Here is a 21,360-nt window from a genome sequence, read left to right as displayed (position 1 = left end):
CATGAATGAAGTCAAACTTTCAAAAAGGTTAGAAGAGGTAGTGCGAGAGATTCCAGCAGGGTCTACGGTAGCGGATATCGGATCAGATCATGCTTATTTACCGTGCTATGCAATTTTAAATCATATTGCGACAAAAGCAGTAGCGGGAGAAGTGGTAGATGGACCGTTTCGTTCTGCGCAGGCAACGGTAGCTGAGAATGGCTTACAGGGAAAGATTGATGTTCGCAAAGGAAATGGATTAGCTGTTATTTCACCAGGAGAAGTGGATGTCATTACAATTGCTGGTATGGGTGGAGCGTTAATTCGTGATATTTTAGAAAGTGGAAAAGAAAAATTAAACGGGGTAACGCGTCTTATATTACAACCGAATATTGCAGCGCATCATATTCGTGAATGGTTTATTGAAAATGATTGGGAACTGATTCATGAAAAGATTGTAAAAGAAGATGGTAAGATTTATGAAATTTTAGTAGGCGAAAGAGGGAATCCGTTAGCGCCTTACTCAGATCATAAGCAAGCGGAATTATTGATCGGACCATTTTTGATGAAAGAAAAAAGTGATGTTTTCGTTGAAAAATGGGAATGTGAATTGAAAAATTTTCAAAATATCTTAAAGCAATTAGAACGTGCGACAGAATCGGAAGATACAAAAGCGAAACGAAATGAAGTAATGGAGAAAATGAAAATGGTAGGAGATGTATTATCATGAGCAAAATTCCAAATGGACATGAAGTAATTTCTTTATTTGAAAGCATGTATCCGAAGCATCTAGCGATGGAAGGGGATAAGATTGGTCTGCAAATTGGAGCTCTTAATAAACCAGTGGAGCATGTCTTAATCGCACTAGATGTGACAGAAGAGGTTGTAGAAGAAGCGATTCAAATTGGAGCAAATATCATTATTGCACACCATCCTCTTATTTTCCATCCTTTAAAAGCGATTCATACGGATAAAGCGTATGGAAAAATTATCGAAAAATGTATCAAACATGATATCGCTGTGTATGCAGCGCATACAAATGTTGATGTTGCAAAAGGTGGAGTAAATGATCTACTTGCTGAAGCGCTTGAACTGCAAAACACGGAAGTGCTCGTTCCAACATACACAGAAGAAATGAAAAAAGTAGTTGTATTTGTTCCTGTAACACATGCAGATGCGATTCGAAAAGCATTGGGAGACGCAGGTGCGGGTTATATCGGTAACTACAGCCATTGTACGTTTGGTAGTCAAGGTATAGGTACATTTATCCCTCAGGAGGGAACAAGCCCTTACATTGGCGAAACTGGGCAGTTAGAGCGTGTCGAAGAGATAAGAGTTGAAACGATTATCCCAGCGTCGTTAGAACGAAAGGTTGTTAAAGCGATGTTAACAGCGCATCCGTATGAAGAAGTTGCTTATGATATATATCCGTTAGATAATAAAGGAGAAACACTAGGGCTTGGTAAAATTGGATATTTACAAAAAGAAATGACCCTCGGGGAGTTTGTTGAGCATGTAAAGCGTTCATTAGATATACAAGGTGCACGAGTTGTCGGAAGGCTTGATGATAAAGTGCGTAAAGTAGCTGTTCTTGGTGGTGACGGGAATAAATTTATCAATCAGGCAAAATTTAAAGGTGCAGATGTTTATGTCACTGGCGATCTGTATTATCATGTTGCTCACGATGCCATGATGTTGGGACTGAATGTTGTTGATCCAGGGCATAATGTAGAGAAGGTAATGAAACAAGGTGTTCAAAAACAACTACAGCAAAAAGTAGAGGCTAAAAAATTTGCTGTACAAATTCATGCATCTCAGCTACATACAGATCCATTTACATTTGTATAAGTGAGCACTCATCTCTATGTAATCAGGCGAGAGTCTTTTCGGTTAAAACGATAAAAAATCCGTTGCGAGTAGTGAGCAACGGATTTTTTATTTATTGTTTTTTTACCTTTACACGCGGCAAGATTTTTTGAAGTGGTACGTTTCGTTTTCTTTCCCACGTAGCAGGGTTTGTTGGATCATATTGTTCTAAAAAGGCAATGACTTCTTTTGTAATTGGAGTTGGAGTAGAAGCACCAGCAGTTACTGCTACATTTTCAACTCCTTGAAGCCATTCTAGCTGAATTTCACTTACATCAGCGACGCGATATGCCTTTGTGCCGGCAATTTCTTGCGATACTTGAGCGAGACGATTGGAGTTATTGCTTTTCGGATCGCCAACAACAATTGTTAAATCGGCAACATCGGCTTGCTTTGCAACGGCTTCTTGACGAACTTGTGTTGCTAAGCAAATTTCTTTATGGAATTCAGCCGTTGGGAATTTTTTTTGGATATCTTCCATCAGATGCTGAACGTCCCATTGACTCATTGTTGTTTGATTTGTAACTAAAATTTTGTCTGTCGGAATCTCTAATGTTTTTAAATCATCTGCTTTTTCGATGAGATGAACGATATCAGGTGCAATGCCAACTGCTCCTTCTGGTTCTGGATGGCCTTTTTTCCCGATGTAAATCACATGATAACCTTCTGATTTTTTTGCTTCAATTAGGTCGTGTGTTTTCGTAACATCTGGGCATGTCGCATCAATTGTTGTTAAGCCTTTTTCTTTAGCACGTTGTTTTACTTCTGGGGAAACACCGTGTGCAGTGAAAATAACAGTACCAGAATCGATTTGATCCAAAATTTCTAAGCGGCTTGGGCCATCTAATGTAATAATTCCATCTTCTTCAAATGCATCTGTTACATGCTTATTATGAACAATCATGCCTAGAATATAGATAGGCCTTGGTAATGATTTATCTAGTGCAGCGTTGCGTGCAATAACCATTGCATCTACAACGCCATAGCAATAACCACGAGGGGAAATTTTAATAATTTTCATGTGAGTAATCCTCTCCTTCTAAACAAGGAATCCTTTTGTACATAGTCCTTTTCATTATAAAGGAGGAGTGGACAGAAAACAAAGTATTGTTACACATATAATTTTGGTTTTGCTGGTAAAGGGGAAGTGGTTTCGTTTTGTGATTCTTCAGCGTTGGTAGATTTTGGCGTAACTTCTTTTCTTTTTTTCTTTTTTAAAGGTGTTTTCGGTACGTTATTTTTTTTCACTTCTTCTTTTGGATTCTCGGTGTCTCCTTTCCCTGAAGTAAGGATTTTCACAATGCTCGGTATACTGCGAACGATGGGTCCGTATTGCTCTACAACAGGCCCGACAGATTGGGCGACTTGAGCAACTTTTTCAATGTTATTTAACATATTAGTTGGATTAGCAATTAAATTAGAAAAGAAACTTCCAATTCCACCACTGGTATTCGTTGCAGTGAATGATTCACCACCGCGCATATCGCTTTGGTCATACATGGGTGGCGCGCTCATTGGTTGATGCATATAAGGCTGATTATAATGAGGATGCATCGTTTGCGGATATTGTTGGTGCATCATTGGCTGTCCTTCCATTTGCCGGTAGGGAGGAATCATTTGCATAAAAGGCTCAGTCGGATCATGTTTTTTAAAAAGTTTAGAGAGCAGCCCTTTCTTTTTTTGCATCATTGGTGGTAAATGTGGAATTGGATATGGTGTATAGGGTTGTTGCCCTGTATGCATTTGTTGTATAGGGGATTTCGGATACATAAAAGAAATCCTCCTTTCTTCAATTAGGTATATACACATACAGTATGCAATCGAAAGTAAGAAGGTTAGTTTTTAAGTTGGAAACAAAAACTAAAGATGGATTTTACGATTAGATTTCGTTATAATGTAGACTTGACTGATTTGTGCGCGCAGTAGAAATTTGAGAAAGAAGGTGTAATCTGTGACAATACAAACATTTACACAGTATAATTTTCAACCGTTTTTAATAGATGCAGTTCGTGAATTACGCTTTACAGAGCCGACAGAAATTCAAAAGAAAATATTCCCTGTTGTAAAAAAAGGGGTAAGTATAATTGGACAATCCCAAACAGGATCTGGAAAAACACATGCATACTTATTACCGACAATCAATCAAATTGATCCAAAACGTGAAGAGGTGCAGCTTGTGATTACAGCGCCAACGCGTGAGTTAGCACAACAAATTTATCAAGAAATTATCAAATTAACAAAGTTTTGTACGGAAGAACAAATGATTACAACGCGTTGCTTAATTGGAGGAACTGATAAACAGCGCTCGATTGAAAAATTGAAAAAGCAGCCGCATATCGTTGTTGGAACGCCAGGTCGTATTAAAGATTTAGTAGAAGAGCAAGCTTTATTTGTTCATACAGCAGAAACGATTATTGTCGATGAAGCAGATTTAATGCTTGATATGGGATTTATTCAAGATGTAGATAAAGTTGCAGCGCGCATGCCGAAAAATTTGCAAATGCTCGTTTTTTCTGCGACGATTCCGCAAAAATTGAAACCATTTCTGAAGAAATATATGGAGAATCCAGAGCATATTCATATTAATCCGAAGCAAGTTGCAGCGGGAAACATTGAACATTATTTAGTTCCATCGAGACATCGTAATAAGATTGAACTAGTCAAGAATATGTTGCTTCAATTTCAGCCGTATTTAGCAATTGTTTTTACAAATACGAAAAAAATGGCAGAAGAAGTTGCGAATGGATTAACAGAGAGAGGGTTAAAAGTAGGACGTATTCATGGCGACCTATCACCTCGTGACCGCAAAAAAATGATGAAACAAATTCGTGATTTAGAATTTCAATACATTGTTGCGACAGACTTAGCGGCACGTGGTATTGATATCGAAGGAATTAGTCATGTTATTAACTATGAAATTCCGTCTGACTTAGACTTCTTTATTCACCGTGTTGGCCGTACAGCGCGTGCTGGGTATTCTGGTATTGCTGTAACGATATATGATACGCGTGATGAAGAGGCTATAGATAGTTTAGAAAAACAACGTAATATTGCGTTTAAACACGTAGAATTGCGAAATGGTGAATGGATAGATTTAGGGGAGCGCAACCGACGTCAAAGCCGTAAAAAACCGAATAATGAGTTGGATATTATGGCAACGAAAGTTGTGAAAAAACCGAAAAAAGTAAAGCCTGGATATAAGAAAAAATTAGCAGCTGAACGTGAAAAGGTAAAGAAAAAATATAGTCATAAAAAGAGATAAGGGAGACCTTATCTTTTTTATTGTCTGATTTGCAAATGATTTTTTTGAGTAAGCAATTCGCTACATATTTCTACAAATTATGCTATTATTATAGCTATTGTATATTGAAGAGGTGATAATATGTTGAAGATTGGATCTCATGTTTCAATGAGTGGGAAAAAAATGCTATTAGCTGCAAGCGAAGAGGCAGTTTCATATGGTGCTACGACATTTATGATTTATACAGGTGCACCGCAAAATACGAGAAGAAAGCCGATTGAAGAATTAAATATAGAAGCTGGTCGCAAACATATGGAAGAGCATGGAATTAAAGAGATTATTGTTCATGCACCATATATTATTAATGTTGGAAATACAACAAAGCCTGAAACATTCCAATTAGGTGTGGATTTCTTGCGCATGGAAATTGAAAGAACAGAAGCGCTTGGAGTAGCAAAACAAATTGTTCTGCATCCTGGAGCTCATGTTGGGGCAGGTGCAGATGCAGGGATTGCACAAATTATAAAAGGTTTGAATGAAGTATTAACGCCAAAACAAACGGTAAATATTGCATTAGAAACAATGGCTGGGAAAGGTACAGAGTGCGGACGTAGCTTTGAGGAAATTGCGAGAATTATTGATGGTGTAACATATAATGAAAAGCTATCTGTATGTTTTGATACATGTCATACACATGATGCAGGGTATGATATTGCTAATGATTTTGATGGCGTTTTAAATGAGTTTGATAAAATTGTTGGAATTGATCGCTTACAAGTGTTACACATTAATGATAGTAAAAATGTCCGCGGAGCTGGAAAAGACCGTCATGAAAATATTGGTTTTGGTCATATTGGTTATAAAGCTTTACATGATATTGTTCATCATCCGCAGCTAGAGCACATACCAAAGATTCTTGAAACGCCATATGTAGGGGAAGATAAGAAAGATAAAAAGCCACCATATAAATTTGAAATTGAAATGTTAAAGAACGGAACATTTGATGAAGGGCTTCTTGAGAAGATTAAAGGACAATAAGGAGGGGATTCCCCTCCTTATTTTAATAATTTCTGAAAGAGTGTATTAACTTGCTGGGCGGTAGAAGGAGAGGTTACTTTCGCAATTTTTTTTAAAAGTTCGAGCCTTTCATCTGTATTATAAATATTAATATTTTTTCCTTTCATCAATAAAACAATTTGATCTGCTTGTTCAGTTGTAATAGGAATTTTATATTCTTTACTATATTTCAATAATTCTTTTGGCGACATGCTATTTATTTTTTTGTTCACAATTTGTTTGATGAGGTTCACGATATAGTCCTCCTTCAGGTGTTCTTTTATCGAAATATATGTGTATAGTGCCTGTATATATTCGTATAACACTTCTTTTTTTCTATTAGAAAAAGAAGAATATGTTATAATAAAAGAACGAAACAACAGAAAAAGATTATAAGGAGGGCTTATGGAAAAGAAACAACATCGAAAAGAAAGTGTTATTCATCTATTGTATCGTTTAATTATGATTGTCTTTGGAGCAGCGTGTGCAGCAGTCGCAATTGAACTATTTTTAATCCCAAATAAAATTATTGATGGTGGAATTATTGGTATTTCCCTCATACTAGATTACCTTACCCCTAACATTTGGTGGCTGAGTTTTTCTACTTTAGTTGTTATCCTCAATATACCATTTATGTACTCCGGTTATAAGCAAATTGGAAAGACATTTATGCTATCTTCAACTTTTGCGATTGTCGCGTTAGCATTTATTGAAACAACACTACATACTATAAAACCATTTACAACAGAACCTATTTTAGCAACCGTGTTTGGTGGTCTTATATTAGGGCTTGGCGTAGGGCTTGTTATTCGTCACGGTGGATCATTAGATGGAACTGAAATTATGGGAATCTTATTAACAAAAAAATTACCATTCTCCGTTGGGGAATTTGTTATGTTTGTGAACTTGTTCATTTTTGCTTGGGCAGCCTTTGTATTTGGTGTGGAACAGGCAATGTATTCTGTTATGACCTACTATATTGCTTTCAAAACAATTGATACTGTTATTCAAGGATTGGATGAAACAAAAGCTGTGTTAATTGTCTCTGATCAATATGAAGAAGTATCAAATGCGATATTACACCGTCTTGGTCGTGGGACAACGAAGCTTATAGCTAAGGGTGGTTATACCGATAAAGAAAAAGAAGTGATTTACGCCGTTGTGACACGTCTTGAAGTAACAAAATTAAAATCAATTGTTCATGAAATTGATGAAAACGCCTTTGTTACAATTATGAGTACGCAAGAGACAAACGGTGGTAAGTTTAAATCAGCGATCCATTAAAAGGTATGTTCAAAAAGCAGAGAGAAATTCTCTGTTTTTTTGTTATAATAATAAGGTTGTCTAAAGTAAATCATATATTTTAGGCAGATTGGTTTACAACTATAATCAGCTGTACTATAATTCAAATAGAAGTAAATCGGAATCATTCTGAATTAAAATAGGTGAGATGATATGGAAAATATATTAGAAATAGAAGGTTTGACATTTCGCTATGAAGATCGAAATGTGATAGAAGACATTTATTTGCAAGTTCCTAAGGGAGCTTTTTTAGGTTTGGTTGGACCGAATGGATCTGGTAAATCAACGTTATTAAAGTGTATATTAGGTGTTTTGAAGCCAAAGAAAGGAAATGTTCGCTTATTTGGTATTGATAGTAGAAAGTTTAAAGCATGGAATCAAATCGGTTATGTTTCGCAAAAGGCTAACAGCTTTAACTCTGGGTTTCCAGCAACTGTTTTTGAAGTGGTTTCTATGGGTCTTGTGTCGAAAAAAGGCTTATTCCGCTTTTTGACGAAAGATGATAAAGAAAAGGTAGCAAAAGCAATTGCAGATGTAGGAATGAGTGAGTTTCAAAATCGTAACATTGGAGAGCTTTCTGGAGGTCAACAGCAGCGTGTGTTTATCGCCCGTGCACTTGTAAGTAGTCCAGAATTACTCATTTTGGACGAGCCTACTGTGGGGGTTGACATAAAGAGTGTAGAAAGTTTCTATGAAATATTAGAAGATTTAAATAAGAGATTAGGTATCACGCTTATTCTTGTTACACACGATATAGGAGCTGTAACAGAAAAAGTGACGCACGTTGCATGTTTAAATCAGCGTTTACATTTTCATGGGAAGGTAGAGAAATTCCGAGAGTTAGAGGATGCAGAAATGTCCATTTTATATGGGTATCATGTTCATCGATTAGAACATGATCATGAGCATCACGGGAGGGTACAATGATACAGGATTTTTTACAATATGATTTTTTACGCAATTCATTATACGCTGGGATTTTAATAGGATTGATAGCGCCTCTTATCGGAGTATTTGTTGTAATCCGCCGTTTGTCCCTAATTGCGGATGCATTAAGTCACGTAACTTTATCGGGGATCGCTGCAAGTTTGTTGCTTGAAAAAACGATATTTACCGGTGGATTTTTAAATCCATTATATATGGGGATGCTTTTTTCAATGGGCGGAGCATTGCTTATTGAAAAATTACGCTCTGTATATAAACATTATCAAGAGTTAGCAATCCCGATTATTCTGTCAGCTGGGATGGGGATTGGGGTTATTTTTATCTCGCTTGCTAATGGGTTTAATACAGATTTATTTAGTTATTTATTTGGTAGTGTAAGTGCTGTAACGAGCGCAGATTTAATGGTTATTGGCATTGTAGCAATCGCGGTTGTAGCAACGATTATTTTATTATATAAAGAGCTATTTTTATTATCATTTGATGAAGAATATGCTGTATCAACAGGACTTCGGGCAAAGTGGCTCCACTTTATTTTTATTATTTTAGTTGCTCTTGTTATTGCCGTATCAATGCGAATTGTTGGGGTTCTTCTTGTATCGTCTTTAATGACTTTACCGGTAGCAGCAAGTATTCGGATTGCCAAAGGATTTAAGCAAACGATTTTCTTCTCCGTTTTATTTGGAGAAATTGCTGTAATTGGTGGAATGCTAGTTTCTTATCAACTCGATTTAGCTCCAGGTGGTACAATTGTTATGTTAGCGGTTCTCATTTTAATTGGTGCAATCTTATGGAAGAAGAAAAAAACGGCATAAAGTAGGGATAGTTATGAATTTAACAGAAGCTTTACGCTTAATGAAGGAAAAAGGATATAAACACACTGGAAAACGAGAGGAAATGTTACGTTTATTTGCGAAATATAATCGGTACTTAACAGCAAAAGACGTGTTAGAACACATGAAGGATAATTATCCGGGATTGAGTTTTGATACAATTTATCGTAATTTAACGGTATTTGCTGAAATCGGTATTTTAGAGCAGACAGAATTAAATGGGGAAAAACATTTCCGTTTTACATGTTCTATTATGGAACATCATCATCATTTCATTTGTTTAGATTGTGGTGGTACAAAAGAAATTACTTCTTGTCCAATGGATTTTATGAATAAAGATTTTAAAGGATATGAGGTCACAGGTCATAAATTTGAAATATATGGACGTTGTCCGAAATGTGCAAAGTAAGAGCTCATCAGCTGAAAAGTTGATGGGCTTTTCTAGTATATGATAAAGAAAGGACTGTTTACATCATAGTGCAAACAGTCCTTCATCATTATTGTTCTTGTTTTTCTTTTTCTTGGTTTTCAGCCATTTCAGCAGCAATGACATCAATTTCTTTTTTGAGTTCTTCTACCATTGTTTCTTCTGGAACTTTTCGAACGACTTTTCCTTTGCGGAATAATAAGCCTTCACCACGTGCTCCAGCAATCCCGATATCAGCTTCACGAGCTTCACCTGGGCCGTTTACTGCACAGCCAAGCACAGCTACTTTAATCGGTACTTTTAATGTAGAGATATACTCTTCAACTTCATTTGCAATACTGATTAGGTCAATTTCAATACGCCCGCAAGTTGGACAAGAAATAAGTGTTGCGGCATTTGAAGCAAGACCAAATGATTTTAACAATTCACGGGCCACTTTTACTTCTTCAACTGGATCAGCACTTAGGGAGATACGAAGTGTATTTCCGATACCTTTGCTTAAAATAGCTCCAAGACCAGCGGCACTTTTAACTGTTCCGGCAAATAGAGTACCGGACTCTGTAATGCCTAAATGCAATGGATAATCAAAAGCACGAGCTGCTTTCTCATAAGCTTCAATGGCTAAATTTACATCGGAAGCTTTCATCGATACGATAATATCATGAAAGTCTAAGTCCTCTAAAATTTTAATATGATGCAATGCGCTCTCGACCATACCATCAGCAGTAGGGTAGCCATACTTTTCTAAAATATGACGCTCTAATGAACCGGCATTTACACCAATTCGAATTGGAATACCGCGCTCTTTGGCAGCATTTACAACAGCTTCTACTTTGTGGCGGCGTCCGATATTACCCGGGTTGATACGTACTTTATCAATGCCACCTTCGATTGCTTTTAAAGCAAGGCGATAGTCAAAATGAATATCAGCAACAAGTGGAATATTAATTTGCTTTTTAATATCAGCAATAGCATTTGCAGCTCGTTCGTCTGGAACAGCTACGCGGACAATTTGACAACCTGCTTCTTCTAAACGCTTAATTTCAGCAACAGTTGCTTCCACGTCATGCGTTTTTGTTGTAGTCATACTTTGTATAATTAATTCATTATTACCACCAATTGTTAAATTACCGACTTTAACCGGACGTGTTTTTGTACGATGAGTTATTTCATTCACGAATAGATCGCTCTCCTTATAAAAGAAGTTTCTTATTTTGTCTCTTATACCACACATAGTATATGAAGTATAAGGAAATCGAAACCACTATGCTTGGTTTCACTTTTACTATTGTATCAGCGCCTTTATAGAATTGACAAGGATAATGTAATGGCTCATTGATATAATGGGAATTTATACGACTTTCCAATTTGAATTTTTGTAGAAGTTGTCTCTTTATTTAATCGTTTAAAATCGTTGATTACTTTTTCGATGGACGGAACTTTTTTCTTATTAATAGCTTCTGTAATAGAGAGAACAGTATCTCCTGTTTTTACCTCGATTTTTTGATAAGATGTATCTGTCTTCTTTTTTGTCTCTTTCTTTATATCTTCTTTTTTAACAGTTTGAGCAGCAGTTGTTTTTTTGTATGAGCTTAACATTGGCAAAGTGCCAATTTTTATATCGTAATAAAATATATAACCGAGAACAAGCACAAATAAAAATACGCCAAGTCTCTTCATATTCCTCACTCCTTTGTTAGGAATATATGCTTGTCCTAAAAAAAAATGCCTAAATAGTGATATAGCATGTAAGGTGTTATAGTTGGATGTACGCAAGTGCAATGTCAACATATTTCATTTTTTCAGTTGTGTGTTGCGATTCTTGAGTGATGGCGAGAATATGAAAAGATGGATATTTCATATATGTGTTTCTCTGCTATTTTTAGCAGGTATTCAAATCATTTAAAAAAATGGGAATTGAATTTTTGTAGGACGTGAATGGTGCTTGGAGATTAAAAAAGTATTGAATTTATATATATAAATTTTTATTAAAAATTATACAGAAGGATGATATAATCAACTAGAATGACTCAACTTTTTGATTTAGCAGACGAAAGAACGTAACATGTTATGAAAAAAGAACGTGAACCCATAAGTTAAGAAAAGGCTTCCGGAGGGGGTCTTTTCTTTTTTTGGTAATTGCGTCTTTTTTATACAGATCTTTACTGTGTGATTTGAAAAGTTTTGTATGGAAAATATCGAAAAGGAGAAATGAAGATGAAAAAATTTTTTGTAATGAGCATGACTTGTCTACTATTTTTTGTTATGGGAAGTATGCACCTTCATGCTGCTGAACGAACAAATGTAAAAGAAATTTTCAGCTTGGAAGCGCCAATTTGGATATTTCAAGCAGGAATAACGAAAGGGGTATTTCATGATCGACAAGATTTAGGGTTTATTCTACAAGCAAACACGACATTAAAGGTAAGACAAACGAATCCTAATTTTAAAAATGAATTAACATTACGTTTGTTATCTAATGATTCAAAAACAGAGAAATCTATTCAAGTAGGCAGTAAATGGGTAACTGTTCAAGCCGATGTACCAGTAGTTCCGTTCGTAGATACACCTTATGATGAGAATGGCGCTACGATTGAATACCAAGTAGGAAGTGAACAACCTCAAAAACCACTCCCTATCTATCAGGAAAAAGGCAATGAGTCTGCATTCTTTAAGACATGGGATCAATTTGATGGAGAGTATGCATTAGTAAAAGGAACGAGTTTTCAACTATTTGTACCTAAAAAAGATAAAGAATCATTAAGAAATTTGAAAGATTTCCAATCCTTAGACGAACTAATCCATTATTATGAAGAAATTTTTACGATGTATGATTCAATGATTGGTTTGGATGGCTCGGCACCCGAAAATAAAAAAGGGCAAAATCGTTATTTCTTAAAGGCAGACGCATCTGGTGTAGGTGGTGCCTACTATGGGCACTATTGGGCAGCAAATAGTACAGATAGTGTAGATATGTGGCTAGGTAAATTAAGTTGGGGAACGCTACATGAGATTGCACATGGTTATCAAGCTGGCTTTGATAATCAAGGAATGTACACAGGAGAAGTTTCCAATAATTTGTTTGGTGTTCAGTATCAATATAGTAAATATGGTAAGAAAGCAGATCAAATTGGTTGGTTGTTTAATTATGGAAAAAAAGAGAGCGTTGAGAAAAATTTATATAACGCTGTAATCAAAAACAAAAAAAGTTATGATGCTTTAGATTTAAGACAAAAACTCATCATGTTAACGATGGCGAAGCAAAAAGCTGGAAATGAAGCTTTTACAAAAATGTATCAAGGTTATCGAAAGCTAGCTAGTCAATTTGATTTTGATCATTCTTTACCAGATTTAATGAACCAGTATTATAGCGAGAATAGTCAACTTGATTTTACACCTGTCTTTGAAAGCTGGGGACTAAACCTTGACGCTACACAAGCAGAAAGAAATCGAGCGAAAGGCTATGAGGCAGTTAGTTCATTGGCTCATATTGTACCTGAATCTCGATTAGCTGAAGCAAGGGCGATAGTAGATCCTGAAATTTTAATTAATTCTAATTTTGAAATGGTCACGAATAAGGAAATTGCTCCGCTAGAATTAAAAGGAAACTTACATATTCATTTACATACGAATGATATAAATCGTGTGAAAGGGGCAAAAGTTCAATTAAAAGAAGGAAATAGAGTGATTCAAGAGACAACCATTGAAACAGCAGATATTCATTTTAAAGACGTTCCAAATGGGGTGTATACAGTTGAAATCTTACATGGAAAGGATATCATGTATCACTTCAACCAACATTACGCTTATGTAAAGGAAACGGATAACAATTTATCAATTGACGTGAACTAAGTCTAAGTGAGCAAAAGTTTATATCAAATAAGAAGCGATCCAAAACGTATACGTTTTGGATCGCCTCTTTTGTAATATTTATTTTTCTTTTGGTGTTGGAATTTCTTTTATGGTTAAGTATAAGACGATTAAAATAACTGCAATGTAAAGGAGGAATGATCCAGGAACAGTAATCTTTAGTAAGTCCATAATCATAAAGAAAACAGTCGGGATTGTATAACTATAAGCAGTTAACGTCCAAACTTGTTTATAAGATAATTTACGCTGACCGCTCATAGCGGAGCCGATAAATGCCAGTAGTGTAACGCCTAAAAAAGTAATAAATAACTGGAAGAAATAAATAAAGAATCCGATAACAAGCATTAAAATAGGATACATACTATTGAAAAAAGAAAGAAAGTCTTGCAAGTCTTTTTTCTCAAGAGAAGCACCTAATAAATCATTGTAGGAATATGTTTGTGTTACTCCATTTGCAGCAGAAATAACTTTGTCTTTTAGAACAAACAACCCTGTTTTGTTCGTATACTTTCCTGTATCAATAGCATTTGGATCGAATACAAAGATAGAGTTTCCCTCTTCTTTTTCAATAGGTTTATCAATATCTGCCTTTAGTTCCCCATTTTCGATTTTAAAGTTTGGAATGTCTTGTTCAAGCGCTTGCTTTATGATTCCAACGCTATCTTGAATAACGCTGCCATACAATAAAGTTCTCGGGATGGTTGTAAGGAAACAGAGTAATAAGATATACAGAATCGTTTTTCCGATTTTTTGAAACCGAAAAAGCGCCATGTCTTTCGGTGAGTATAGACTCTTTCCAATCTGTGTAAAGATGGACATAGATTCACTTCCTTTTTTATATTAAGTAGAGATATGTATAAAAACATTGTAACGTACGTATCTAGAGAATCACAAGCAATATCGCGTTCTCATGTCATGCGTAGCGAGTTTATTATATAAGCTTTTTGAAAACACAAAACATGAAAGGAAAAATATAATTGACACTTTTCTTTTTTATATGGTAAATTTATCTTACGTTTCTTGCGTCTTCCATTTTGTAGACGGCTCGCTTTTATAGAAGTTTCATGGAAGAAGCATAAAGAATGATATAGTCGTTTTTTCTATATAATTCTGGACCCTTAGCTCAGTTGGTTAGAGCAGACGGCTCATAACCGTCCGGTCGTAGGTTCGAGTCCTACAGGGTCCATACCCATTTTACATACTTATAAATGCAGGTAAGAAGCTTCCTTGTAGAAGGAGGCTTTTTTTACGAAATAAGTGAGCATTTTGTTTGAAAAGAAATGGAGATTTTGCTACTTTAATGATAGCAAGACAATGTGATTTAATTTGCTTTCACCCTATGGCAATTAGGGTAAAATGAAGGTGTATGCCAAATTGTTTTGGCAATACATAAAATGGGAGGAATAGAATAATGGCAAAACATGAATTACCAAATTTACCTTATGCGTATGATGCATTAGAACCTCATTTTGACAAAGAAACAATGAACATCCATCATACGAAACACCACAACACGTATGTAACAAACTTAAATGCTGCATTAGAAGGTCACGCAGAATTAGCTGACAAAAGTGTTGAAGAATTAGTTGCAAACTTAAACGAAGTACCAGAAGAAATTCGTACTGCAGTACGTAATAATGGTGGTGGACATGCAAACCATAGCTTTTTCTGGACAATCTTATCTCCAAATGGTGGTGGACAACCAGTAGGTGAACTTGCTACTGCAATTGAAGCAAAATTCGGTAGCTTTGATGCATTCAAAGCAGAATTTGCAAAAGCTGGTGCATCTCGCTTTGGTTCTGGTTGGGCTTGGTTAGTAGTAAACAACGGTGAACTAGAAGTAACAAGCACTCCAAACCAAGATTCACCTTTAACAGAAGGTAAAACACCAATTATCGGTTTAGATGTTTGGGAGCATGCTTACTACTTACATTACCAAAACCGTCGTCCTGATTACATCGGTGCGTTCTGGAATGTTGTAGACTGGAATGCAGCTGAAAAACGTTACCAAGAAGCTAAATAATAGTGTTTGTTTCATTTTGTACAAGGGAATATGAAAAGAGCTAGGGGCATATGCCTCTAGCTTTTTTGTATGCTTTCTTTTACATAATTGTGCCTAGTCTTTGGAAGACTAGAACATGAAGTAAAGGAGAGTTATATATGAAGTGGAAACATGTAATTGGTGATGTTGAGGTGAATCGGGATTTAATATTACTACTTAGTATGGGCGGATTGTACACACTTGCTATTTCATTATCCAATACATTTGTTAACATTTATTTATGGAAGCAAACGCAAAATTATGTAAACATAGGGCTATATAATTTAGCGAGTGTTGTGTTACAACCGCTGACTTTTTTATTCGCAGGAAAATTAGCGAAAAGAATCGATCGAGCCATTTTATTGCGGATCGGAGTCGGAACATTAGCGACTTTTTTTATTGTAGTTTTACTTACAGGAACGCATGCCTCCAAATATATTATATTAATAGGTGGGCTCCTTGGTATTGGGTATGGGTTTTATTGGTTGGCCTTTAACTTGTTAACGTTTGAAATTACAGAGCCAGAAACGCGTGACTTTTTCAATGGTTTTCTTGGTCTTTTAACTTCGTTTGCTGGCATGATTGGGCCAATAACAGCTGGATATACCATTTCCCGTATGGAAAAGTGGAGCGGTTATACAGTGATTTTTTTTCTTTCATTAACTTTGTTTGCGATTGCTGTTGTCATTAGCTTTTTTTTATCGAAAAGAGAGTGTGAAGGTCGCTATGAAGTTGTACAAGTTTTACAGGAACGAAAGATGGATAAAAACTGGGGAAGAATTACACGCGCTCATTTTTTTCAAGGGCTACGAGAAGGAATCTTTGTCTTTGTTATTTCTGTATACGTCTATTTGGCAGCAGGGAGTGAATTTGCGTTAGGGAAGTATAGTTTAGTAAATTCGGCCGTTTCGTTTGTCGCTTATTACTTAGTTGCTCGTATGTTAAAAAAAGAATGGAGAAAAAAAGCCATTTTGTTTGGTGGGATTATTTTATATGCTGTGGTATTTTTAGTTGTTTTTCATGTTACATATGCGAAATTACTTATCTATGCAGCTTCTATTGCAATTGCTTATCCAATCTTACTCGTTCCTTATGGATCAATGACTTATGATGTAATTGGAAGAGCAAAGAATGCAAAAGAATGGCGAGTTGAGTATATTGTTGTGCGAGAATTATGGTTAAATGGTGGAAGAATTTGCTCTATTATCAGTTTTTTATGCGCTGTATCGTTTTTTCAACCAGAAAAAAGCTTACCTGTTTTATTAGGCATCCTTGGAGCTGGACATTTCCTTGTTTATTTTGCTGTGCGAAATGTCAAATACGGTGAGAAAAACGTGAACAAAACAAGCATGATAGCTACAGAAACGATACCAAATCGTACAGAACCAGAAGGTTAACTTCTTCTTTGTTTTATGCTAGAATAAAAAGACATGTAGAATAGCTGTAAGGGCACCTGTAACAGGTGTCCCTTTCATATTATATAGCTAAAGGTGGTAGAGGGGGTTCGTATGAGTAAGAAGAAAAAGAAAAAGACCCACGTTCCGTTTCGGCTGAACGTGTTATTTCTTTGTGTATTTTTAATGTTCTCTGCGGTGATTGTAAGGCTTGGTTATGTACAAATTGTTCATGGGGAGGAGTACAAAAACGAAGTTGAGAAAAAAGAAAACTCAACAATTAGTAATCCGGTTCCACGTGGAAAAATCTTTGACCGATATGGACGTCACGTTGTAGATAATGATCCAGTTCGAACCATTACATTTACGCGAATGAAAGGATCGACTTCAGAGGAACGTTTAGAAACAGCGAAAAAGCTTGCAGATTTAATTGAAGTATCACCGGATAAATTAACAGAACGCGATAAAAAAGATTATTGGTTGTTCCTTCATAAAGAAGAAGCGGAAGCAAAGATTACAAAAAAAGATCGTGAAGAATTAAAAGCAAAAAAAATTGATGATAAAGAAGTGGCAGAGCGTCAACGAAATCGTGTGACGGAAGAAGAATTAAATCAATTAACAGAGAAAGATTTAGAAGTGCTGGCGATTAAAAGTAAGATGGACGGCGGATATGCAATGACGCCGCAAATTATTAAAAAGCAAGTAACCCCGAAAGAATATGCTGTAGTAAGCGAGCGTTTAGCGTTATTACCAGGTGTCGATACAAATGTAGATTGGGATCGTAAATATACGTATGATGATATGTTCCGCAGTGTACTTGGTGGTGTAACGAGCTCGGATGAAGGGTTACCAAAAGAGCGCTTAGATTATTTCCTTGTTCGGGATTATAACCGTAATGATCGAGTTGGAAAAAGTTATATTGAACAACAATATGAAGATGCACTTCACGGTTCAAAGGCAGAAGTGAAAAATATTACAGATAAAAATGGTAATATTTTAGAAACAGTAAATGTCTTAAAAGGGCAACGAGGAAATGATTTAAATTTAACAATTGACATGGAATTACAAAAGCGTGTCGAAGAAATTATTGGGAAATATTTGATGCAATTTAAAGGTTCGGAACCTCTACTTGATCGTGCATTTGTTGTCATGATGAATCCAAAAAATGGTGAAATTCTATCGATGGCTGGGAAACAGCTTGTCAATGAAGATGGGAAAACAGAAGTGAAGGACTTTGCTTTAGGTACAATGACAAGTTCTTACCCAATGGGATCGACTGTCAAAGGTGCAACTTTGTTAACTGGATATCAAACAGGTGCCATTACACCTGGAACAACTTTATTGGATGAACCAATCAAATTGAGAGGGACACCGACGAAATCTTCTTGGAAAACGATGGGTTATATTAATGACTTAACTGCTTTAAAGATGTCTTCTAACGTATATATGTTTAAAACAGCGATGAATATTGCAAAAGTACCTTACATTCGTGGTGGTACATTAGATATTAAAAAACAAGCGTTTGATGATATGCGTTATTACTTTAGTCAGTTTGGTCTAGGAGTGAAAACAGGTATCGACTTACCAAATGAATCAGCTGGACTTCAAGGTTCGCAGTATACACCTGGTTTCTTGTTAGACTTATCGATTGGACAGTATGATAACTATACACCACTTCAGCTTGTACAATATGTATCTACAATTGCAAATGGTGGCTATCGTATGCAACCACAAATTGTAAAAGAAATTCGTCAACCAGCAGCGAAACCTGATGAAGTTGGAAAAGTCATTCAATCAATGGAACCGAAAGTATTGAACCGTATCGATATGCCTGAGAGTCAGATTAAACGAATTCAAGAAGGGTTTAGACAAGTATTTAATGATGCGGGTGGTACTGGGAAAAAATACTTTGCGACTGCAAAGTATCAAGCTGCCGGAAAAACAGGAACTGCTCAAACGGTATATGGTGGCGACAAAGAGAGTGGGAAAAAAGCAAACGGTGAGCGTGTACAAGTTTATAATTTAACGCTGGTAGGATACGCACCGCTTGAGAATCCAGAAGTTGCATTCTCCGTTGTTGTTCCATGGGTATATAGTGATAAAAGGGGAATTAACGGATACATTGGTCGTGAAATTATGGATGCTTACTTTGATTTGAAAAAGCAAGCATTAACAGGTGAAGAGCCGCAAGATGAAAAAGGAAAAAAATCAAAGAAACAAGACGATGATGAATAAAATGATATAAGTTTGGCACACTATCTCAAAAGATAGTGTGCTTTTTTTGTAAGTGATGCATATATTTTAGTAATGATGGACAAGCCACTATAAAAGGAAGCCGTTTTATAGGATCATTTGAAATCAAATATAGAGAGAATAAGGAGAGGATATTTGATTATCATTAAAAAGTTGAACTTTACAAATTTTTTACAAACAATTAAAACCGCATTAATAGTTGAGCATTATTCTTATATTTGTAATCCTGTTATGTAGGTTACTTCTAGGAGGAACACGTGTGAAGTGGATACGCAGATTGAGTAAGATTTTCATTGTATCGATATGTTCTATATTTTTGTGCATGTCTCCTGCATTTGCTGCAAATCAAATAGGGGAAGTAAGAGTTGATGGATCCTCAACAGTTTTTCCTATTATGGAAGCAGTAGCAGAAGAATATACAAAGAAAGAACCGCATGTGAAAGTTTCTATTAGTATTTCTGGGACAGGAGGAGGATTCCAACGTTTTGGAGCAGGAGAAGTAGATATGAATAATGCTTCACGTTCCATGAAACGAGTAGAAGAGAAAATGATGAAAGAGAACTCCATCCAATTTACACCACTTGAAATAGCTTACGACGGTTTGACTATGATTGTGAATCGTCAAAATAAGTGGGTGGATAATATGACAATAGAAGAATTACGAAGATTATGGAGTGAAGATGGAAGCATAAAGCGGTGGTCGCATATCCGTCCGGAATGGCCGAAGGAAAAAGTTCAATTTTATGCACCAGGCGTGGATTCTGGTACGTATGATTATTTTCAAAATGTAGTCTTACAAAAGAATCGCCTTGCAAAAACAGTTTCATTGTCAGAAGATGATCAAGTTATTATGCAAGGTGTTAGGAATGATAGAAATGCGATTGCGTTTGTAGGGTATGCCTACTACATAGCGAATCGTGATCAGGTAAAAGCCATCAAAGTAAACGGTGTATTTCCGACAAAAGAAACCATTCAACTTGGAATGTATAAGCCGTTATCAAGACCGCTGTTTGCATATGTAAATCATGCGTCTCTCCATCATAAAGAGAGTGTGGCAGATTATGTTGCATTTATGATGAAGCATGTAGGCGAGTTAGCCGAAGAAGTCGGATATGTAAAGTTACCAGAAGAAAAATATAATGATCAGCTGCGAATGTTAACAGAAATAGAGAGATAATGTCAGGGTGGAAAGGGGTTTTCATCTTTGGCTCATCATAACAAAAGTCAAATTACATTTTCTGTGCAACATTTGATTGAAAGAAATAGGCTTAAAAGAAAGAAAACGCAGCGAATCAATCGAATGGTTCCAGTATTCCTAAAGGCAATTGCTAGCGTCTCTATTATAACGACAGTAGGAATTGTTATGACGCTTGCAAATGAAACGATGATGTTTTTTCGAAAAGTATCATTGTATGATTTTTTTCTTAATAAAGAGTGGTTACCTTTTTTTGAAGAACCAAAGTTTGGAATACTTCCGCTTATATGTGGAACGTTCCTTGTTACAATCATTGCTATGATTGTGGCGATTCCAATTGGGTTAGGGTGTGCCATTTTTTTAAGTGAGTATGCTCCAAAGGCTGCTAGAAAATTACTAAAGCCGTTGTTAGAACTATTGGCAGGTATCCCGACAATTGTGTATGGCTTTTTTGCATTAACGATCGTTACACCACTTTTGCAAAAAATGATTCCGAATTTGCAATTTTTCAATGCGATTAGTCCAGGGATTGTGATTGGTTTTATGATGATTCCGACGATCGCTTCTCTTGCTGAGGATGCAATGGGTGCTGTAGCAAAGGGAGTAAAGGAAGCATCATTGGCGCTTGGCGCAACCCGATTTGAAACAGTGAAGCAAGTCATATTTCCCGCCGCTTTTAGCGGAATTATGGCTGCGATTTTATTGGCGGCCTCTCGTGCGATTGGTGAAACAATGATTGTTGTCATTGCGGGTGGTTCAACGCCAAATTTATCTTTGAATCCAACGCATTCGATTCAAACGTTAACAGCATATATTGTTCAAGTGAGTCTAGGAGATGCACCGCATGGGACAATCACTTACTACAGCATGTATGCTGTAGGGGCTACGCTCCTTCTATTTACATTTATGATGAATATCATTTCACAGCAAATTATGCGTCGATTTAAAGAGGCGATATAAA

General features: G+C 36.1%; 19 protein-coding genes, 1 tRNA gene and 1 pseudogene. 15 read left to right on the top strand and 6 right to left on the bottom strand.

Going from position 1 to position 21,360, the window contains the following annotated elements; translation table 11 throughout:
• Position 1 precedes the first annotated feature (1 nt).
• Both MR063_RS02760 and MR063_RS02755 read left to right on the top strand, forming a co-directional pair.
• Positions 2-709, top strand: coding sequence for a tRNA (adenine(22)-N(1))-methyltransferase (locus MR063_RS02760; protein WP_242145325.1), 708 nt, complete (start codon positions 2-4; stop codon positions 707-709).
• A complete protein-coding gene (locus tag MR063_RS02755; protein ID WP_242193230.1) occupies positions 706-1,827 on the top strand; it encodes a Nif3-like dinuclear metal center hexameric protein in 1,122 nt (373 codons plus the stop codon). Before MR063_RS02760 ends, MR063_RS02755 begins: the two co-directional genes overlap by 4 nt.
• A gap of 91 nt (positions 1,828-1,918) precedes the next feature.
• Here the strand turns inward: MR063_RS02755 and MR063_RS02750 are convergent, their stop codons facing one another.
• Together MR063_RS02750 and vrrA are read right to left on the bottom strand one after the other, a co-directional pair.
• Positions 1,919-2,866, bottom strand: a complete 948-nt coding sequence (locus MR063_RS02750; RefSeq protein ID WP_242193222.1) for a 4-hydroxy-3-methylbut-2-enyl diphosphate reductase — start codon at positions 2,864-2,866, stop codon at positions 1,919-1,921.
• An 89-nt stretch (positions 2,867-2,955) separates the two neighbouring features.
• Positions 2,956-3,615 (bottom strand): VrrA/YqfQ family protein, encoded by a 660-nt coding sequence (gene vrrA, locus MR063_RS02745; RefSeq protein WP_242193219.1) that lies wholly within the window; start codon positions 3,613-3,615, stop codon positions 2,956-2,958.
• 181 nt (positions 3,616-3,796) lie between these two features.
• On the opposite strand from vrrA, the gene MR063_RS02740 reads away from it, so the two are divergent.
• Both MR063_RS02740 and MR063_RS02735 read left to right on the top strand, forming a co-directional pair.
• Positions 3,797-5,107 carry a DEAD/DEAH box helicase gene (locus MR063_RS02740; protein WP_242193217.1) on the top strand — a complete coding sequence of 437 codons (1,311 nt, stop codon included), beginning with the start codon at positions 3,797-3,799 and terminating at the stop codon, positions 5,105-5,107.
• Between the two features lie 120 nt (positions 5,108-5,227).
• Complete coding sequence (locus MR063_RS02735) at positions 5,228-6,124, top strand: deoxyribonuclease IV (protein WP_242193215.1); 897 nt, start codon at positions 5,228-5,230, stop codon at positions 6,122-6,124.
• A gap of 17 nt (positions 6,125-6,141) precedes the next feature.
• Here MR063_RS02735 and MR063_RS02730 read toward each other — a convergent pair whose 3' ends face one another.
• Complete coding sequence (locus MR063_RS02730) at positions 6,142-6,396, bottom strand: DUF2624 domain-containing protein (protein ID WP_242193213.1); 255 nt, start codon at positions 6,394-6,396, stop codon at positions 6,142-6,144.
• Between the two features lie 151 nt (positions 6,397-6,547).
• Here MR063_RS02730 and MR063_RS02725 point away from each other — a divergent pair, with 151 nt between their 5' ends.
• From MR063_RS02725 to MR063_RS02710, 4 genes are all read left to right on the top strand, one after another.
• Positions 6,548-7,426, top strand: a complete 879-nt coding sequence (locus MR063_RS02725; RefSeq protein WP_242145318.1) for a YitT family protein — start codon at positions 6,548-6,550, stop codon at positions 7,424-7,426.
• A gap of 171 nt (positions 7,427-7,597) precedes the next feature.
• Positions 7,598-8,371, top strand: a complete 774-nt coding sequence (locus MR063_RS02720; protein ID WP_242193211.1) for a metal ABC transporter ATP-binding protein — start codon at positions 7,598-7,600, stop codon at positions 8,369-8,371.
• Positions 8,368-9,201: a metal ABC transporter permease gene (locus tag MR063_RS02715; RefSeq protein ID WP_242145316.1), complete on the top strand. Its 834-nt coding sequence runs from the start codon at positions 8,368-8,370 to the stop codon at positions 9,199-9,201. Before MR063_RS02720 ends, MR063_RS02715 begins: the two co-directional genes overlap by 4 nt.
• A gap of 13 nt (positions 9,202-9,214) precedes the next feature.
• Positions 9,215-9,628: a Fur family transcriptional regulator gene (locus MR063_RS02710; RefSeq protein ID WP_242193209.1), complete on the top strand. Its 414-nt coding sequence runs from the start codon at positions 9,215-9,217 to the stop codon at positions 9,626-9,628.
• An 88-nt stretch (positions 9,629-9,716) separates the two neighbouring features.
• On the opposite strand, the gene ispG is transcribed toward MR063_RS02710, so the two are convergent.
• Positions 9,717-10,880, bottom strand: a complete 1,164-nt coding sequence (gene ispG, locus MR063_RS02705) for a flavodoxin-dependent (E)-4-hydroxy-3-methylbut-2-enyl-diphosphate synthase (protein WP_162533139.1) — start codon at positions 10,878-10,880, stop codon at positions 9,717-9,719.
• Between the two features lie 98 nt (positions 10,881-10,978).
• A complete protein-coding gene (locus MR063_RS02700) occupies positions 10,979-11,326 on the bottom strand; it encodes a hypothetical protein (RefSeq protein WP_242193207.1) in 348 nt (115 codons plus the stop codon).
• Positions 11,327-11,863: 537 nt separating this feature from the next.
• Between MR063_RS02700 and MR063_RS02695 the strand changes: the two are divergent.
• Positions 11,864-13,495 (top strand): annotated as a pseudogene (locus MR063_RS02695) (M60 family metallopeptidase); the annotation flags it as partial.
• A gap of 81 nt (positions 13,496-13,576) precedes the next feature.
• Here the strand turns inward: MR063_RS02695 and MR063_RS02690 are convergent.
• Complete coding sequence (locus MR063_RS02690; protein WP_242193202.1) at positions 13,577-14,335, bottom strand: DUF1189 domain-containing protein; 759 nt, start codon at positions 14,333-14,335, stop codon at positions 13,577-13,579.
• 293 nt (positions 14,336-14,628) lie between these two features.
• On the opposite strand from MR063_RS02690, the gene MR063_RS02685 reads away from it, so the two are divergent.
• From MR063_RS02685 to pstC, 6 genes are all read left to right on the top strand, one after another.
• Positions 14,629-14,702: transfer RNA gene (locus MR063_RS02685), tRNA-Ile, on the top strand.
• Positions 14,703-14,927: 225 nt separating this feature from the next.
• A complete protein-coding gene (gene sodA, locus MR063_RS02680) occupies positions 14,928-15,539 on the top strand; it encodes a superoxide dismutase (RefSeq protein WP_242193200.1) in 612 nt (203 codons plus the stop codon).
• Positions 15,540-15,676: 137 nt separating this feature from the next.
• Positions 15,677-16,954, top strand: coding sequence for an MFS transporter (locus tag MR063_RS02675; protein WP_242193196.1), 1,278 nt, complete (start codon positions 15,677-15,679; stop codon positions 16,952-16,954).
• A gap of 111 nt (positions 16,955-17,065) precedes the next feature.
• Complete coding sequence (locus tag MR063_RS02670) at positions 17,066-19,186, top strand: peptidoglycan D,D-transpeptidase FtsI family protein (RefSeq protein ID WP_242193194.1); 2,121 nt, start codon at positions 17,066-17,068, stop codon at positions 19,184-19,186.
• Positions 19,187-19,463: 277 nt separating this feature from the next.
• On the top strand, positions 19,464-20,381 hold the full coding sequence (locus MR063_RS02665; protein ID WP_242193193.1) for a PstS family phosphate ABC transporter substrate-binding protein: 918 nt from the start codon (positions 19,464-19,466) through the stop codon (positions 20,379-20,381).
• A 27-nt stretch (positions 20,382-20,408) separates the two neighbouring features.
• Entirely contained in the window at positions 20,409-21,359 is a 951-nt protein-coding gene (pstC, locus tag MR063_RS02660; protein WP_242193191.1) for a phosphate ABC transporter permease subunit PstC, read from the top strand.
• Position 21,360: the final 1 nt, after the last annotated feature.

It is taken from the genome of Bacillus cereus group sp. BfR-BA-01492 (genome assembly GCF_022662815.1).
Taxonomy (GTDB): domain Bacteria; phylum Bacillota; class Bacilli; order Bacillales; family Bacillaceae_G; genus Bacillus_A; species Bacillus_A cereus_BD.
The sequence above is the reverse complement of the archived record's forward strand: the minus strand, read 5'-3'. Positions and strand labels throughout refer to the sequence as shown.